The sequence below is a fragment of the Klebsiella sp. MISC125 genome, from assembly GCF_051131775.1.
Taxonomy (GTDB): domain Bacteria; phylum Pseudomonadota; class Gammaproteobacteria; order Enterobacterales; family Enterobacteriaceae; genus Klebsiella.
The window spans coordinates 3761375-3779251 of sequence record NZ_CP180448.1; the positions used below are offsets into that span (position 1 = coordinate 3761375).

At 55.2% G+C, this 17877-nt stretch carries 13 protein-coding genes and 2 tRNA genes; 7 read left to right on the forward strand and 8 right to left on the reverse strand.

The window, feature by feature from the left end; all coding sequences use genetic code 11:
* Positions 1-50: 50 nt before the first annotated feature.
* On the reverse strand, positions 51-989 hold the full coding sequence (gene ghrA / locus ACMYSL_RS17855; protein ID WP_434659239.1) for a glyoxylate/hydroxypyruvate reductase GhrA: 939 nt from the start codon (positions 987-989) through the stop codon (positions 51-53).
* A gap of 268 nt (positions 990-1257) precedes the next feature.
* Here ghrA and ACMYSL_RS17860 point away from each other — a divergent pair.
* Positions 1258-1345, forward strand: a tRNA-Ser gene (locus tag ACMYSL_RS17860).
* Positions 1346-1509: 164 nt separating this feature from the next.
* On the opposite strand, the gene ACMYSL_RS17865 is transcribed toward ACMYSL_RS17860, so the two are convergent.
* Positions 1510-2415, reverse strand: coding sequence for a LysR family transcriptional regulator (locus tag ACMYSL_RS17865; protein ID WP_434659240.1), 906 nt, complete (start codon positions 2413-2415; stop codon positions 1510-1512).
* 114 nt (positions 2416-2529) lie between these two features.
* On the opposite strand from ACMYSL_RS17865, the gene ACMYSL_RS17870 reads away from it, so the two are divergent.
* From ACMYSL_RS17870 to ACMYSL_RS17885, 4 genes are all read left to right on the forward strand, one after another.
* Positions 2530-3390: a pirin family protein gene (locus ACMYSL_RS17870; protein WP_434659241.1), complete on the forward strand. Its 861-nt coding sequence runs from the start codon at positions 2530-2532 to the stop codon at positions 3388-3390.
* Positions 3391-3409: 19 nt separating this feature from the next.
* Entirely contained in the window at positions 3410-4087 is a 678-nt protein-coding gene (locus ACMYSL_RS17875; protein WP_434659242.1) for an isochorismatase family protein, read from the forward strand.
* A gap of 145 nt (positions 4088-4232) precedes the next feature.
* Positions 4233-4320 (forward strand) — tRNA-Ser (locus ACMYSL_RS17880).
* Positions 4321-4458: 138 nt separating this feature from the next.
* Entirely contained in the window at positions 4459-4752 is a 294-nt protein-coding gene (locus ACMYSL_RS17885) for a YciI family protein (RefSeq protein WP_434659243.1), read from the forward strand.
* Between the two features lie 51 nt (positions 4753-4803).
* Here the strand turns inward: ACMYSL_RS17885 and phoH are convergent, their stop codons facing one another.
* The 4 genes from phoH to efeU all read right to left on the reverse strand — a co-directional run bounded on the left by phoH (position 4804) and on the right by efeU (position 9400).
* Complete coding sequence (phoH, locus tag ACMYSL_RS17890; protein ID WP_181421921.1) at positions 4804-5592, reverse strand: phosphate starvation-inducible protein PhoH; 789 nt, start codon at positions 5590-5592, stop codon at positions 4804-4806.
* 509 nt (positions 5593-6101) lie between these two features.
* Entirely contained in the window at positions 6102-7382 is a 1281-nt protein-coding gene (gene efeB / locus ACMYSL_RS17895) for an iron uptake transporter deferrochelatase/peroxidase subunit (protein ID WP_182237810.1), read from the reverse strand.
* A gap of 4 nt (positions 7383-7386) precedes the next feature.
* Positions 7387-8511 (reverse strand): iron uptake system protein EfeO, encoded by a 1125-nt coding sequence (gene efeO, locus ACMYSL_RS17900; protein WP_434659244.1) that lies wholly within the window; start codon positions 8509-8511, stop codon positions 7387-7389.
* Between the two features lie 58 nt (positions 8512-8569).
* Positions 8570-9400, reverse strand: a complete 831-nt coding sequence (efeU, locus tag ACMYSL_RS17905) for an iron uptake transporter permease EfeU (protein WP_304258044.1) — start codon at positions 9398-9400, stop codon at positions 8570-8572.
* Positions 9401-9673: 273 nt separating this feature from the next.
* On the opposite strand from efeU, the gene ACMYSL_RS17910 reads away from it, so the two are divergent.
* Positions 9674-10858: a NupC/NupG family nucleoside CNT transporter gene (locus tag ACMYSL_RS17910; protein ID WP_181482725.1), complete on the forward strand. Its 1185-nt coding sequence runs from the start codon at positions 9674-9676 to the stop codon at positions 10856-10858.
* A gap of 244 nt (positions 10859-11102) precedes the next feature.
* Here the strand turns inward: ACMYSL_RS17910 and ACMYSL_RS17915 are convergent, their stop codons facing one another.
* A complete protein-coding gene (locus tag ACMYSL_RS17915; RefSeq protein WP_434659245.1) occupies positions 11103-11537 on the reverse strand; it encodes a DUF3574 domain-containing protein in 435 nt (144 codons plus the stop codon).
* A 112-nt stretch (positions 11538-11649) separates the two neighbouring features.
* Positions 11650-13158, reverse strand: coding sequence for a sodium/proline symporter PutP (gene putP, locus ACMYSL_RS17920; protein WP_110277510.1), 1509 nt, complete (start codon positions 13156-13158; stop codon positions 11650-11652).
* 556 nt (positions 13159-13714) lie between these two features.
* On the opposite strand from putP, the gene putA reads away from it, so the two are divergent.
* A complete protein-coding gene (gene putA / locus ACMYSL_RS17925; RefSeq protein WP_434659246.1) occupies positions 13715-17677 on the forward strand; it encodes a trifunctional transcriptional regulator/proline dehydrogenase/L-glutamate gamma-semialdehyde dehydrogenase in 3963 nt (1320 codons plus the stop codon).
* The last annotated feature ends 200 nt before the right edge of the window (positions 17678-17877 follow it).

The window sequence follows — 17877 nt, forward strand, 5'->3', positions numbered from 1 at the left end:
GGAATATGCGCTCATGATCAGCAAAAACCCCGCCGCAGCGGGGTTATCTCTTAGTATCCTCGCTGGCGATCGACCTGCCCGTTTACCGTTTCGCCTCGTTCCAGTTGGCCGATAGTTCCTGCAATATAAGCAATGGCTTCCTGAGGCCGGGTGACAGCTGCAACATGAGGCGTCATCGCAACCCGTGGATGCGCCCAAAGTGGGCTCTCTTTCGGTAATGGTTCGCGGCTGAACACGTCGAGCATAGCCCCTTTAAGCTTACCGCTATCCAGGGCCGCCAGCAGATCGTCTTCAACCACATGAACTCCACGCGCCAGATTCAGCACATAGCTATTATCCGGAAGCTGTGCCAACAGCGTTTTATCAATAATGCCAACGGTTTCCGCAGTGTTAGGCAACAGGTTAATCAGCACGCGAGTGCTGCTCAGAAATTCGCCCAGTTCTTCTGCCCCAGCAAAACTCGTCACCTGCGGCCAGGACTTACGGCTACGGCTCCAGCTGCGCAGCGGAAATCCCCACGCTTGCAGCCCTTCTGCCACTTTAGCGCCGAGCACGCCCGCGCCCATAATCCCGATAGTAAACTCCTCGCGATGATACTCATCCAGAGGCTGCCAGCGGGCTTCCTGCTTTAATGCCTGGTAATCATCAAAACGACGGAACCAGTGCAGAACCTGGCTCACGGCGTACTCTTGCATCTGCAAGCCCATGCCGGTGTCTTCCAGACGGAATAACGGAATCGACAGCGGCAGCATTTCCGGATGTTCCCGCAGCTTGCTAAGGATTGAATCGACGCCAGCGCCAAGGGCAAAGACCGCCTTTAAGTCACGCCCTTGCAACATTTCTACCGGAGGATGCCAGACCAACGCATAGTCGGCGGGTTGGTTATCGCCCGGTTTCCACTCGCGCACTCGCGAACCGGGCAGTTGCTTCTCCAGCTCCGTAATCCAGTACGAAGTGTCAAACGTCGGGTGGTAAAAGATAATCTCCATGATGGCTCCTGATAGCCGACGCCCCAGGCAGGTTAGGTTAGCGTCGTGTTTTATTCGTTGTTTTCTATTGGTTTGTCAGCATAGCAAATTTCGTCTGGCTATCGTGTTAAAAAAGAAATGGTGACAAAAAAATCGATTCTCGCGCATTTAGAAAGCAAGTTGCTTGAAGTTTGGCTAAACGCACGGTTTTTTAAAAAAGTTGATTGACGAGACTTACGTATTTCCCTAAATTAGCGCCCGTTCCCGGCAGCAACGGGAATGACAATATGGTGAGGTGTCCGAGTGGCTGAAGGAGCACGCCTGGAAAGTGTGTATACGGCAACGTATCGAGGGTTCGAATCCCTCCCTCACCGCCATATTTTAAGAAGAGCTCGTACGCAAGTACGGGCTTTTTTTCGCATATTGCCCCCCACCACCCGGTAGCCCGGACAGGCGCATCGCGCCGCCTCCGGGAACAGCCAGTCTTCTGCGGCTTCAGACTATCTTCGACAGCGCTGCTCCTTACGGATTTTATCAAATCCTAATCCTCCTCCATCCGCTGATACTCTTCGCTCAGGAAATCAACCAGCGCCCTGACCGATGGCAGCAGTCCGCGGCGTGAAGCAAAAACCGCATGGATCACCTCTCTGCGCGGTTGCCACTCATCAAGCACAACCACCAGTTCCCCTGCTGCGAGCTGATCGCGCACCATTAATAAAGGAAGCTGCACGACCCCTACTCCGGCAATTGCCGCTTCTCGCAGCGCCAGCATATCCGTTGTCACCATCCGGGGAGCGAAATAGACCTCCGCCCGCGCGCCCTCGGGGCCGGTTAATTGCCAGTGATGTTGATGTTTTCCTGCACCGATACTTAATCCCGGCCACTCGCTGAGTTCAGACGGTGCCTGGGGCACGCCCAACCGCTCAACTAACGCTGGACTCGCCACCAGCCGATGCCCGCGGTCGGCCAATACGCGCATCACCAGATCGCTATCTTCTATAGGCCTTGGCCGCACGCGAATAGCCACATCAACGCCTTCCCCCACTACATCAACCCGCCGGTTCGTCGCTTCCAATAATAGCGTTACCCCCGGATGACGCTGCATAAACCGCGCCAGCATTGGGCCGATATGTACATGCAAAAGCGTCACCGGGCAGGTCAGCTTCACGCTGCCGCACGGCTCTGAACGCAGCGTTTCCACCGCCTGTTCAGCCGCCTCCGCCTCTATCAACATCGCTTTGCAGTGTTGATAAAAGGTGTGTCCGACCTCGGTCACCGCAAACTGCCGGGTAGTACGCTGAATCAGACGCACCCCGAGACGTTCTTCAAGCTGAGCAATCCGGCGGCTTAATTTTGATTTAGGCTGATCGAGCGCTCTCCCTGCCGCAGCAAAACCGCCGTGATCGACCACCTGGACAAACCAGGCTAAATCATTGAGATCCTGCATCCTTCCTCCATCGTTCCATTTTTAGAACAGTATAGGCCATTTTCACTATCTACCGGGCAATTAGAACTGAATATATGCTTATTCACATCAGAAACAGACATGCAGGAGACCTCCATGAAACAGATTACTGGCATCTATACCGCCCCCTCGCAGCACTGGGTAGGCGACGGTTTCCCGGTTCGCTCGATGTTCTCTTATCAGACTCATGGCGAACAGCTAAGCCCCTTCCTGCTGCTTGACTATGCTGGCCCGCACCACTTCCCGGCTGGGACAGAGAAACGCGGCGTTGGTGAGCATCCGCATCGTGGATTTGAAACCGTCACCGTCGTGTATTCAGGGGAAGTTGAGCACCGAGATTCTACCGGCCGAGGCGGCGTTATTGGCCCCGGTGATGTGCAGTGGATGACGGCAGGTGCCGGAATACTGCACGAAGAGTTCCACTCGGCGAATTTCACCCGAACCGGCGGCGAGCTGAAAATGATTCAGCTCTGGGTCAACCTTCCGGCAAAAGACAAGATGACGCATCCGGGATACCAGAGCATCACCGCTGATGCAATCCCTGTCATTGCTCTGCCCGATAACGCGGGTCGTATGCGGGTCATTGCGGGCCGCTATGGAGATGTTGTCGGACCGGCGCATACCTTTTCACCGCTCAATGTCTGGGACCTGCAGCTTAATCAGGGTCAGGACATAACGCTGCATCAGCCCGATGGCTGGAGCACCGCGCTGGTCGTGCTGGAAGGTGAAGTTAAGGTGAACGGAGAGGGAAGCGCCCGTGAAGGCCAACTGGTGGTGCTCAGCCAGAAAGGGGAATCACTCCACCTTGAGGCGAGTTCTAATGCGAAAGTCCTGCTGATGGCCGGCGAGCCACTACAGGAACCCATTGTCGGTTACGGCCCATTTGTGATGAATACCAAAGCACAAATCGCGGAAGCCGTTCGTGATTTTAACAGCGGCCGCTTCGGCCAAATCTAATATTACAGAGGTGAATAGTATGTCGACTCCAGCTAACTTTAACGGTTCTCGTCCGGTGATTGACGTGAATGATACCGCCATGTTGTTGATTGACCATCAGAGCGGCCTGTTTCAGACCGTCGGCGACATGCCGATGCCGGAACTGCGAGCCCGCGCCGCTGCCTTGGCAAAAATGGCGTCATTAGCAGGGATCCCGGTGATCACCACGGCATCAGTCCCGCAGGGGCCAAACGGCCCACTGATCCCGGAGATTCACCAGAACGCACCGCACGCGAAATATATTGCGCGTAAGGGCGAGATCAACGCCTGGGATAACCCGGAATTCGTTGACGCAGTAAAAACAACCGGGCGTAAAACGTTGATTATTGCCGGTACCATTACCAGCGTCTGCATGGCGTTCCCGTCAATTGCCGCCGTTGCCGATGGTTATAAGGTCTTCGCCGTGATTGACGCTTCCGGTACCTACAGCAAAATGGCGCAGGAAATCACCCTCGCCCGCGTGGTACAGGCAGGCGTGGTGCCAATGGATACCGCCGCGGTCGCTTCCGAGCTACAGCGTACCTGGAATCGCCCGGATGCCGCAGAGTGGGCTGAGGTTTATACCAAAATCTTCCCGGCATACCAGTTACTGATCGAGAGCTACGCCAAAGCGCAGGACGTGGTGAAAAACAACGAACAGCTTGATTCACAGCGCTAAAATGCCTGCCCTGCCGCCCGACGGCGGGGTAGTGTTCATTGCTTGACCGAACGGTAAAGAAAGAGTAAATACTGCTTGACCGTTTTAGCGCAACTCCCTATAGTAGCGCCCCGTTGCCCACCTAAGGTGAGCAGCGAAACAATATGGTGAGGTGTCCGAGTGGCTGAAGGAGCACGCCTGGAAAGTGTGTATACGGCAACGTATCGAGGGTTCGAACCCCTCTCTCACCGCCATATTTTAAGAAGAGCTCGTACGCAAGTGCGGGCTTTTTTTTCGCCTGTTGCACCATCCAGAAACTGCATTCGGCCTACTATCACCCGCAACTCTCCGCATGCTACTTTTATATACCCATATAAAAGATGGACATCCAAATGAGCACCATTGCAGTTATTGTTCTGACTTACGTTAAACCGTTAGATGAAGTTGACGCGCAGCTTTCCGCACACGTGGAATGGCTTAAAAAAAGCTACGCTGACGGATTGTTTCTTGCTTCAGGGCGTAAGATCCCCAGATCTGGCGGAGTCATTCTGGCAAAAGGCGATAACATGGATTTGCTACGGGCCTGGCTGAGTCAGGATCCGTTCCAGCAATCGGGTGTAGCGAAAGTCGATATTATTCCTTTCGAAGCCACCATGGCCGCTCCCCCGCTGCAGAACTTGCTTTAAACCAGCAAAAACAAAGCCCGGTCTTCCCGGGCTTTGCAAGCTCAAAAACAATCAGTAGTAGGCTTTAAGCGCGCGCTGACAAAGCGTCGAGCGCACGCAGTCATCGGTCGTGAAGCGCACCACGCCAACCATCTCATCTTCTTCAAAACGCGCCAGCGCATCGACCAGGCCAGACCTCACGCCAGAGGGTAAATCACACTGGGTAATGTCGCCATTGACGATAACCGTCACGTTCTCCCCGAGGCGGGTCAAAAACATTTTCATTTGCGCAGCGGTCACGTTCTGGGCCTCGTCCAAAATCACGACCGCATTTTCAAATGTACGTCCGCGCATATAAGCGAACGGAGCGATTTCCACCTTGCCGATTTCCGGACGCAGGCAGTATTGCATAAAGGAAGCGCCCAACCTCTTCACCAGCACGTCATAAACCGGTCGAAAATAGGGAGCGAATTTCTCGGCGATATCTCCCGGTAAGAAGCCGAGATCTTCGTCGGCTTGCAGAACGGGACGGGTAACAATAATTCTGTCCACATCCTTATGGATCAGGGCTTCAGCTGCTTTTGCCGCACTAATCCAGGTCTTCCCGCACCCGGCCTCGCCTGTCGCAAAGATCAGCTGTTTATTGTCGATGGCATTCAAATAATGCGCCTGAGCGTCATTGCGCGCTTCAATTGGCGATGCATCACGACTATCCCGCGCCATACCAATTGCTTCTACGCCACTCATTTGCACAAGCGATGTGACCGATTCTTCTTCGCGCTGTTTATGGCTGCGCGAATCCTGTCTCAGCACACGTTTGGCCTCACGACGAGCTTTGGTCACTGCTTTTTGTCTTCCCATGGATAGCACCTTGCGTTGTTGGTTTACATCACACGCGTCAACATCGACGCGATTATGCGCACGAACGATTGAGGTTTGGCTTCCTTGTAAGCCATTGCTTGCCTGTCGAATTGACAACGGGTCACGGCTACGCGCACCGCGCACCCTGTCTGGGTTCGAGTTTTCTGTTGTAGTGGGGGATAAATTTGGGGTGTGGGAATCGCGGCCGGAAATGTGGCCCCCGTGCTGATAAGTACGGTATGAGGTTTGACGTTTTCCGTTACAGCAATCGGGCATTCGCGATCTCCATAGTGAGACGACATCACTGCCGGGAACTACCGCGTCTTTAATAAGTACATCAAAAATAATTCTTAATGCAACTTATTTTTCACAAAAAGACAACAAATAATTCTCACTGCAGCTGTTTGGAGTTTCCGACATTAAGATTACAGAAAAATTAAACAAGGCAGGAAATACAAAAAAAGAATGGAAAAACAGCAGAAAACGCCCTGCCCTTACGGGCAGGAGCGTCAGGCTTCGAGCAGCGATTGCCCGAGATAGTGCTGACTGTCGATAACTCCCGGCAGAACAAAGAAATAGCCCCCGCCGATCGGCTTAACGTACTCTTCCAGCGCTTCTCCGTTCAGGCGCTTTTGCACCGTCAGAAAGCCTTTTTCCAGATCGTGCTGATAGCAGACAAACAGCAGCCCCATATCCAGCTGGCCTGAGTTAGTCACCCCCAGCGAATAGCTGTAGCCCCGGCGCATCATCAGGCTGGACTCGGTCTCCAGAGTGCGCGGATTGGCCAGACGAATATGACTATCGAGCGCAATGGTGTCACCGTCCGGGTCCTTGCTGTAATCCGGCACATCGTGCTCATGCTGCATACCCAACGGTGCCCCGCTGTGCTTATCGCGACCAAAAATCGTCTGCTGCTCTTTAAGCGGCGTGCGATCCCAGAACTCGACATGAAACTGAATAATACGCGCTGCCTGATAACTGCCGCCCGTTGCCCACACAGGCTCTTCCTGGTCGGCAGTAACCCACACCACTTTATCCATCAGCGCGTTATCGGTACTGACAGGATTAGCGGTACCGTCTTTAAAGCCCAGCAGATTAACCGGCGTCTCTTTACCTTTACTGCGCGCGGCGCTATCGGAAATGAAGCCTTCCCGCTTCCAGCGTACGCTGAGCAGGTCCGGGGTGTGCTTAATCACATCCCGCAAAGCATGTATCACCGTATCCTGAGTATTCGCGCAAATTTGCAGCAGCAGGTCGCCGTGGCAAAGTGCAGCATCCAGAGAGTCATTCGGAAAACGCGTCATCTTTTGCAGCTTTTTCGGCGCGCGGTTGGCCAGGCCAAAACGCTCGTCAAACAGCGAATGACCAACCGACACGGTCACCGTCAGGTTATCCGGGGCGATCCACGGCCCCAGAATCCCTGAATCCATCGGTGGCAAACGCGGGTTTGGCGTCTCCGGCGCTGGCCCACCTTTGGTCAAAAAGGCAATACGCTGAGTCAGCAGGCGAAACAGACGTTCAAGGTCTGCTTTATCGCTAGCCAACACGTCGAAAGCGACAACCATCATCGACGTCTGCTGTGGCGTCAGCACACCCGCCTGATGCGGGCCATAAAACGGCTGCGCTTCCATGCGCGCATTTGGCGACAACGTCCCCGGAGAGCTGTTGTCTTTTGCCGCGTGCGCCACCGGGCAGCCACCGGTAATCGCCAGCGCGCCGCCAAGCGCACCGATCCCTTTTAATAACCGCCGACGCGACGGTTCATTGACATCATACTTTTGCTCTGCCATCGACTTAGTCCAGACCGAGGATCCCGCGCAGTTGTGCCAGATCTTCCGCCAGAGTGGTGATCGGGCCTTTCAGCGCATTGCGATCCGCATCAGTCAGCTTGTCGTAGGTCTCAAAGCCGTCTTTAGTGCGGTATTTACTCAGGATGCTATCCACTTTCTTGAAGTTGGCATCCACTTTCGCCAGCAGCGTACTGTTCTCTTTTTGCAGTTGCGGACGCAGCAGGTCGACAATTTTCTGCGCACCGTCAATGTTGGCCTGGAAATCCCACAGGTCGGTATGGCTGTAGCGATCTTCTTCACCGCTGATTTTGCTGGCCGCCACTTCTTCAATCAAACCAGCTGCGCCGCCGACCACTTTTGATGGAGGGAAAGCCAGTTCGCTGATGCGTTTTTGCAGGTCGAGAACATCGGTGTTCAGCTGATCGGCATATTTATCCATTCCTTTGACGCTGTTATCGCCAAACAGCGCTTTTTCCAGACGGTGGAAGCCGGTGAACTTCGGATCCTCTGCTTTTTTCTCGTAGTCATCTTCACGGGCATCAATACTGCCGTCGAGGTCAGAGAACAGCTCGGCAATGGGTTCAATGCGTTCATAGTGCTGACGCGTCGGCGCGTAGAGGGCTTTTGCCTTCTCGATATCCCCCGCTTTCACCGCATCGGTAAAGGCTTTGGTGCCGCTAACCAGTTCAGCGGTCTCAGCGGTAACGTAGGCTTTATAGGCGGTAATAGCTTCACCCAAGCTGAGCAGCGCATCAGCTTTGGCAGCGTCTTTGGTGGCTTCACCGGTCACCGTCAGCTTACCTTTCGGGTTAGTCAACAGGCCGCAGGTCATGTCATATTCGCCAGGCTGCAGGTTCGCCGTCAGCTTTTGCGTAAAGCCAGGAGCGATATTCTCGCGCTCTTCCACCACCATCACGCCTTTCAGAATCTCCCACTCCAGCGCTTTCTGGCTGTGGTTCTGAATGATGAACTGGGTTTTGCCCGCTTTCACGGTGACGTTCATCGGCTCACACTGTTTGTCGGTGACGGTCACTTTGACCTGCGGGATATCGGCAGCCTGGGCATAAAAGGCAGAGCTGAACAGCGCAGCGAAGGCGAGCTGCAACGCATTACGGCGAAATTGATTCATGGTGATGACCATCCCTTTCGATAAGTATGTTGTAACTATTTCAATCCGCGATGCCCAACTAAGCAGCTCGGGATGCAGTGGTTTTATTGCTCGGCGGCAGAATGAACAGCACCAGCGCCGGGATCAAATAGATAAAGTAGACCGCCACTTCACTGATGGTCGGCGTTTCCTGATAGCCAAAAATCCCCTCCAGCAGCGTGCCAAATAGCGTATGCGTAGAAAGAACGTTGCTCAGATCGAAGGCGACATCCTGGAAGTGATTCCACAAACCGGCCTCATGGAAAGCGCGGATAGCCCCCGCCGCCAGTCCCGCGGCCACCAGCAGAATAAACAAGCTGGTCCATTTGAAAAACACGCCGAGATTCATGCGAATACCGCCCCAGTAGATCAGGAACCCTAAAACGATGGCGGTTGCCAGACCCAACATAGCGCCGATCGGCGGCCAGATTCCCACATCCTGCTGGAAAGCGGCCAGCAGGAAGAACACCGATTCCAGACCTTCACGAGCCACGGCGAAAAAGACCATCATCACCAGCGCCCAGCCGTGGTTGTTCCCGCGCTGAAGGGCATTGTCGACCGCCTGCTCAAGCTGCTGCTTCACGTTGCGCGACACTTTACGCATCCAGAACACCATCCAGGTCAGAATGCACACCGCGATCACCGCCACAATGCCTTCGAACAGCTCCTGTTCGCGCTGCGGAAATTCGCCGGTTGTTTCGTTGATAAAGATCCCCAGACCAAGGCAAAGCGCCGCCGCGAGGAACACGCCAATCCACATTACGCCTATCCAGTTGCCGCGCTGAGTGCGTTTCAGATAGCTGGCGATCAGGCTGACAATCAGCGCTGCTTCCAGGCCTTCACGTAACATGATGAGAAATGGGACAAACATGCCGACACCCTTAAATGTGAACCGCAGTCAATTGATGCAAAGATAGGTAAATATTTCTGATAGTGATTATCATTACAATAATCAGAAACACAAGTGAAATGTGTAGAGAATGATGACGAGTTGTAAATTAATCGCTAACAAATAATGACTTGCGGGATTATCTGCCTGGCATCCTGGAAAACCACAGGATAAGGGAATTTTTCACGACGGATATTTACCCGGTCCGACGGCTGTGGCTAAATGGCGGCCTAATTGACCTGCGAAATGAACAACATGACTCAATTTTTGCACTTCCTGCTGGCGCTGGTGGTTATTCTGGGCCTCGCCTGGCTCGCCAGCTATGACCGACAAAAAATCCGCATTCGCTATATTATCCAGTTAATTATTATTGAAATTGCCCTGGCTTTCTTTTTTCTCCACGCCGAAAGCGGCCTGTGGTTGGTTAAAAATATTGCTGGCTTCTTTGAATCACTGCTCGGTTTCGCCGCCGAAGGGACCAATTTTGTATTTGGCGGCATGGGCGAAAAAGGCCTGGCATTTATTTTCCTCGGCGTACTTTGCCCCATTATCTTTATCTCAGCGCTGATCGGTATTCTTCAGCACTGGCGTATCCTCCCCATTTTCATTCGCTTGATTGGTACCCTGCTGTCAAAGGTTAACGGTATGGGCAAGCTGGAATCCTTTAACGCGGTCAGCTCGCTGATCCTCGGGCAATCGGAAAACTTTATTGCCTATAAAGGCGTGCTCGGGGACCTCTCCTCTCGCCGTCTGTTCACTATGTCAGCCACCGCTATGTCGACGGTTTCGTTGTCAATCGTCGGCGCTTACATGAGTATGCTCGATGCGAAATATGTTGTGGCGGCGCTGATTCTGAATATGTTCAGCACCTTTATCGTACTGTCGATAATTAACCCAACGCGTCCAGGCAGCGAGGAGGAAATTAAGCTCGAAAAAATGCACGAATCTCAGAGTTTCTTTGAAATGCTCGGGGAATATATTCTTGCCGGTTTCAAAGTCGCGATGATTATTTTGGCTATGCTGATTGGTTTTATAGCCTTAATTAGCGCGATTAATGCGCTGTTCGCCATGATATTTGGCCTGAGCTTCCAGCAGATCCTTGGTTACGTTTTTTATCCGCTGGCGTGGCTGATTGGTATCCCGCTAAGCGATGCACTTAATGCGGGCAGCATAATGGCGACCAAGCTGGTGGCGAATGAATTCGTCGCCATGATTGAGCTGCAAAAAATCGCCGCCAGCATGACGCCGCGCGGCCTGGGCATTTTGTCGGTCTTCCTGGTCTCTTTCGCCAACTTCGCCTCTATCGGTATTATTGCCGGGGCGATTAAGGGACTGAATGAGCAGCAGGGAAATATTGTTTCCCGCTTCGGCCTGCGCCTGGTGTATGGCGCAACGCTGGTGAGTTTGCTCTCCGCAAGCTTCGCGGGGCTGGTACTATAATCGTTGAATGTTGGCTTCAATGCTGGCCTGTTTTCCCGGGGGCGGCGCAAAGCGCCTTGCCCGGGCTACAGGTTCACAGCCGTTTGCAGGCCGGTAGCCCGGGTAAGGCGTCAGCCGCGACCCGGGATTTGTAAGATTTATGGGGTTGTAGCCCGGACAGATGCGCAGCATCGCCTCCGGGAAACAGCGCGCAGCGTAGATCTCGTAAGCCGGCCGCGACCGGGCCATTTTACCAGGGCACAGTTTAAAAATGTACGCAGACCGGCTGGTCAACGCGCATCACCGACTCCTGCACAAAACGTGATTTGTAAGTATTGCGCAGCGCCTCAATCCCCTCTTCGCTCTTCGCCTCTTTGCCATGGATCAGCATCAGCGCCTTGCTCTGCTCGCGCGCGACGGTGCCGTCATTGCCCAACCACTGACCGCGCGCATCAAATACCGTCAGGCCATCGCGAAAGCGCGGCGTCACGTCGCGGTCCACGAACTGTTGCCACTCCTGAGCGGTAATATCTTTCCCCGCAGGACGGCTTAAGCCGAAATAAAGCGTCGTCTGCACCATAGCGTTACCCGCCGGGCAGGCGTTAGCGTCTGCCGCCGGGGCCGTCTTCGCGGCAGGCGCCACGCAGCCGCTTAATATCCCTGCCAGTACCAGCGCCAGCGCACCCTGTCTGAAATTCATTTTGCTATCCTCATTGTTATTTGTGCTGAGATATCAGCGTATTTTCAAGCAATTAGCAAGAGGCACAAATAACAAAGCCCGCAGAACGCGGGCTTGAGGTCAATTCAGAGGATTACTGCGCAGTAGCACGTACCGGCGGCGCAGTATGATAATGCGCGTCCGCTTCGGCAAAGCGTCTTTGCATTTCTGCCGACGGCGCTTTCCCCAGCAAGCTGAATACCACAATCCCCAGGCTACCGAAGATAAAACCAGGAATGATTTCATACAGGCCCAGCCAACCAAACTGCTTCCAGACAATCACCGTCACTGCGCCGATGATCATCCCGGCCAGCGCGCCGTTACGCGTCATTCGCGACCACATCACCGAGAACAGCACCACCGGGCCAAACGCCGCACCGAAGCCTGCCCAGGCGTAGCTCACCAGACCCAGCACGCGGTTCTCCGGGTTTGCCGCCAGGGCGATGGACACCAATGCCACCACCAGCACCATAAAGCGCCCTACCCACACCAGCTCTTTTTGACCGGCATTTTTGCGCAGGAACGCTTTATACAGATCTTCGGTAATCGCGCTGGAGCACACCAGCAGCTGGCAGCTCAGGGTCGACATCACCGCCGCCAGAATCGCCGACAGCAGGATCCCGGCAATCCACGGGTTAAACAGAATCTGCGCCAGTTCGATAAACACCCGCTCAGCGTTTTGATTCACCGCGCCCGCAACGCCCGGATTGTTATTAAAGTAAGCGATACCGAAGAAACCAACGGCAACCGCGCCTGCCAGGCAGAGGATCATCCAGGTCATGCTGATGCGACGGGCATGAACAATGCTGTGGTGCGAATCCGCCGCCATAAAGCGCGCCAGAATATGCGGCTGACCGAAATAGCCCAGACCCCAGCCCATCAGCGAAATAATCGCCACAAAGTTCAACCCTTTGAGCATATCGACGTTCTCAATGCTCTTTTGTTTAATGACTTCCAGGGAATCGCCAAAACCACCGACGGAAATAATCACCATGACCGGAGTCAGAATCAGGGCAAATATCATCAGGCTGGCCTGAACAGTATCGGTCCAGCTCACCGCGAGGAAACCACCAACGAAGGTATAAATAATGGTTGCCGCCGCACCGGCCCACAGCGCGGTTTCGTAGCTCATCCCGAAGGTGCTTTCAAATAGACGAGCGCCAGCGACAATGCCGGATGCGCAATAAATCGTGAAGAACAGCAGAATAACCAGCGCTGAAATAATCCTCAGCACCCGGCTGGTGTCCTCAAAACGGCCGGTGAAATAATCCGGCAGCGTCAGCGCGTTATTATTGACCTCGGTGTGAACACGTAAACGCCCCGCCACCAGCTTCCAGTTAACCCATGCGCCCAGCGTCAGGCCAATGGCAATCCAGCTTTCGGAAATACCGGAAATAAATATCGCCCCCGGCAATCCCATTAACAGCCAGCCGCTCATATCCGAGGCCCCGGCGGAGAGCGCCGTAACAAATGGGCCAAGGCTACGGCCGCCAAGGATATAATCATCAAAGTTCTTGGTCGATCGCCAGGCAATAAAACCAATGAGTACCATGCCAAAAATATAAACAGTAAAAGTCACCAACATGGGTGTGCTAATAGCCATGCAAAAATCTCCAGAATTTTTTGTCGACAGCGTCCAACTTTGTCGTTTTTTCCACTACCGGAACGGGGTAATGGCATATTGGTTGTATTGGGCGACCGTATCCTGACGGAAGCTTTGTTTTTTCACAAACGATTTAACACAGCATTTACACGAAATACTTCCGGGACCAAACTTCATTTTGTTATAGGTTGCACTCTCTCACGTTTTTAGCGGTTGCACCACGCAAAAGTGTTAACTCACGCATATAACGACTCTCATATACAGGGAATAAATACCTACCACTTTCACCATAAAATTTAACAATCAAAGCAATTTTCAGCCTGCCACACAATTCTCAATTAACAAGGTTGCACAAAGTTGCAACATGATAGATATTTCTACGCAACCGCATAACTGCACAGAAGCGAAGTTCGCAAAATCATTCAATCTGCGTCGAGGCGGCAAATTTGTAAGTCCCTGGGAGCATAGATAACTATGTGACCAGGGCGCACAAATGCAGCCAACAAAGAGGCAGGTTGAAGGATGAAGCGAATGACCAATAACAGGAGTTCCTGACATGGGCACCACCACCATGGGTGTAAAACTTGACGACGCGACGCGCGAACGCATTAAATCCGCGGCGAGCCGTATTGACCGCACGCCGCACTGGCTGATTAAACAGGCCATCTTCAACTATCTGGAAAAGCTGGAAAACGACGAGACGCTTCCGGAACTGCCAGCGCTGCTCGCTGGCGCGGCTAACGAAAGCGATGAGACAGGCACTCCGGGCGACGAGCCTTATCAGCCGTTCCTTGAATTCGCCGAGCAGATCCTGCCGCAGTCCGTCTCCCGCGCCTCCATTACCGCCGCCTGGCGCTGGGCCGAAACCGATGCTGTGCCGATGCTGCTGGAGCAAGCCCGTCTGCCACAAAACCTGGGCGAACAGGCGCACAAGCTGGCTTATCAACTGGCAGAAAAGCTGCGTAATCAGAAAACCGCCAGCGGTCGCGCCGGCATGGTGCAAAGCCTGTTGCAGGAATTCTCGCTCTCCTCACAGGAAGGCGTGGCTCTGATGTGCCTGGCGGAAGCGCTGCTGCGCATCCCCGACAAAGCCACCCGTGATGCGCTAATTCGCGACAAAATCAGCAACGGCAACTGGCAGTCGCATATCGGCCGCAGCCCGTCGCTGTTCGTCAACGCCGCCACCTGGGGGCTGCTGTTTACCGGCAAACTGGTCTCTACGCATAACGAAACCAGCCTGTCGCGCTCGCTGAACCGCATTATCGGTAAGAGCGGCGAACCGCTGATCCGCAAAGGCGTCGATATGGCGATGCGGCTGATGGGTGAGCAGTTTGTTACCGGCGAAACCATTGCTGAGGCGCTGGCTAACGCCCGCAAGCTGGAAGATAAAGGTTTCCGCTACTCCTACGATATGCTCGGCGAGGCGGCGTTAACCGCCGACGATGCTCAGGCCTATATGGTCTCCTATCAGCAGGCGATTCACGCCATCGGCAAAGCCTCGAACGGGCGCGGAATTTATGAAGGTCCGGGGATCTCAATTAAGCTCTCCGCGCTGCACCCGCGCTATAGCCGCGCTCAGTACGATCGCGCGATGGAAGAGCTTTACCCGCGCCTGAAGTCCCTGACCCTGCTGGCGCGCCAGTACGATATTGGCATCAACATCGACGCCGAAGAGGCAGACCGTCTGGAGATCTCTCTCGATCTGCTGGAAAAACTCTGTTTTGAGCCGGAACTGGCGGGCTGGAACGGCATTGGCTTTGTTATCCAGGCCTACCAGAAACGCTGCCCGTTTGTCATTGACTACCTGATCGACCTCGCCACGCGAAGCCGCCGTCGTCTGATGATCCGCCTGGTGAAAGGCGCTTACTGGGACAGCGAGATCAAACGCGCGCAGATGGATGGCCTCGAAGGCTATCCGGTCTATACCCGCAAGGTCTACACCGACGTGTCTTATCTGGCCTGCGCGAAGAAACTGCTGGCAGTACCGAACCTGATTTATCCGCAGTTCGCAACCCACAACGCCCATACACTGGCAGCGATTTATCAACTCGCCGGGCAGAACTACTATCCGGGACAGTACGAATTCCAGTGCCTGCACGGCATGGGTGAGCCGCTGTATGAGCAGGTAACAGGCCCCGTTGCCGACGGCAAGCTCAACCGTCCGTGCCGTATTTATGCCCCGGTCGGCACCCACGAAACGCTGCTGGCGTATCTGGTGCGTCGTCTGCTGGAAAACGGCGCTAACACCTCATTCGTTAACCGTATTGCCGATAATACCCTGCCGCTGGATGAACTGGTTGCCGACCCGGTAACCGCCGTGGAAAAACTGGCCCAGCAGGAAGGTCAGACCGGCCTGCCGCATCCGAAAATTCCGCTACCGCGCGATCTGTACGGCAAAGGCCGCAGCAACTCCGCCGGTCTGGATCTGGCCAACGAACATCGCCTTGCCTCCCTCTCCTCTTCTTTATTAAATAGCGCCCTGCATAAATGGCAGGCGCTGCCGATGCTGGAACAACCGGTTGCCGAAGGCGAAACGCAGGCGGTGATTAACCCGGCGGAGCCAAAAGATATTGTCGGTCACGTGCGTGAAGCCAGCGAGGCTGAAGTTCAGCAGGCGCTGAGCAACGCGGTCAACAATGCGCCAATCTGGTTCGCCACCCCTCCGCAGGAGCGCGCGGCCATCCTTGAACGCGCCGCCATACTGATGGAAAGCCAGATGCCGACTCTGATGGGCATCCTGGTGCGCGAAGCGGGTAAAACCTTCAGCAACGCCATCGCCGAAGTGCGCGAAGCGGTGGATTTCCTGCACTATTACGCGGGACAGGTGCGCGACGATTTTGATAACGAAACCCATCGCCCGTTGGGCCCGGTGGTGTGTATCAGCCCGTGGAACTTCCCGCTGGCGATCTTTACCGGCCAGATAGCCGCCGCGCTGGCGGCGGGCAACACCGTTCTGGCGAAACCCGCCGAGCAGACGCCGCTTATCGCCGCTCAGGGCGTGGCGATCCTGCTGGAAGCTGGCGTGCCGCCGGGGGTGATTCAACTGCTGCCGGGGCGTGGGGAAACCGTCGGCGCTGCATTAACTTCTGATGAGCGCGTGCGCGGCGTGATGTTTACCGGATCGACCGAAGTCGCCACCTTATTACAACGCAATATCGCTAGCCGTCTTGACGCGCAGGGTCGCCCGACGCCGCTTATCGCCGAAACCGGCGGCATGAACGCGATGATCGTCGACTCCTCGGCCCTGACTGAGCAGGTAGTGATCGACGTACTCGCCTCGGCGTTCGACAGCGCAGGTCAACGCTGCTCCGCCCTGCGCGTGCTGTGCCTGCAGGACGACATCGCCGAGCATACGCTGACCATGCTGCGCGGCGCGATGGCCGAATGCCGGATGGGCAATCCGGGCCGTCTGACTACCGATATCGGGCCGGTGATCGATGCCGAAGCCAAAGAGAACATCGAGCGCCATATCCAGACGCTGCGGACCAAAAGGCGCAAAGTCTTCCAGGCGGTGCGCGAAAATGGAGAAGATTCCCGCGAATGGACCAGCGGTACCTTTGTTCCGCCAACGCTTATCGAACTCGACAGCTTTGACGAGCTGAAAAAAGAGGTCTTCGGCCCGGTGCTGCATGTGGTGCGCTATAACCGCAACGAACTGGATCAACTGGTCGAGCAGATTAACGCTTCCGGCTACGGCCTGACCCTCGGCGTGCATACCCGTATCGACGAGACGATCGCTCAGGTGACCGGCAGCGCTAACGTCGGCAACCTGTACGTCAACCGCAATATGGTCGGCGCGGTAGTCGGCGTGCAGCCGTTCGGCGGCGAAGGGCTGTCGGGTACCGGTCCGAAAGCAGGCGGCCCGCTGTACCTGTACCGCCTGCTCTCCAGCCGTCCGCAAAACGCCGTCGGGATCACCCTCGCCCGCCAGGACGCCGAGCGCCCGCTGGATGCGCAGTTGAAAACGCTGCTGGAAAAACCGCTGGTTGCGCTACAGCAGTGGGCGGCAGATCGACCGGAGCTGAAGGCCCTGTGCCAGGCGTTCAGTGAACAGGCACAGGCCGGAACACAGCGTCTGCTGCCGGGGCCAACCGGCGAGCGCAACACCCTGACCTTTATGCCGCGCGACCGGGTGCTGTGCGTGGCCGATAACGAGCAGGATGCGCTGACCCAGTTGGCGGGCGTCACCGCCGTCGGTTGTGAAGTGCTGTGGCCAGATGCGCCTCTCCAGCGCGAACTGGCGAAAAAGCTGCCGCGCGAAGTCAGCGAACGCATCCACTTTGCCAAAACGGAAACCCTGATGACCGAACCTTTCGATGCGGTTATCTATCACGGCGACTCCGATCAGCTGCGGGAACTGTGCGAACAGGTAGCGGCACGCGATGGCGCGATTGTTTCGGTGCAGGGCTTCGCCCGCGGCGAGAACAATCTGTTGCTGGAACGCCTCTATATTGAACGTTCGCTCAGCGTCAATACCGCCGCGGCAGGCGGTAACGCCAGCCTGATGACGATTGGTTAGGTAATTTCCCGGAGGCGGTGCTGCGCACCTGTCCGGGCTACAAAACCCGCAAACCTGATAAATCCCGGGTCGCGGCTGACGCCTTACCCGGGCTACCCAACTTTCAGGCCGTACGCACTCGTAGTCCGGGAAAGGCGCTCTGCGCCGCCCCCGGGAAAACAGACCGGTATCAACGTCAGCTAATGACACCAGGCGCAGGC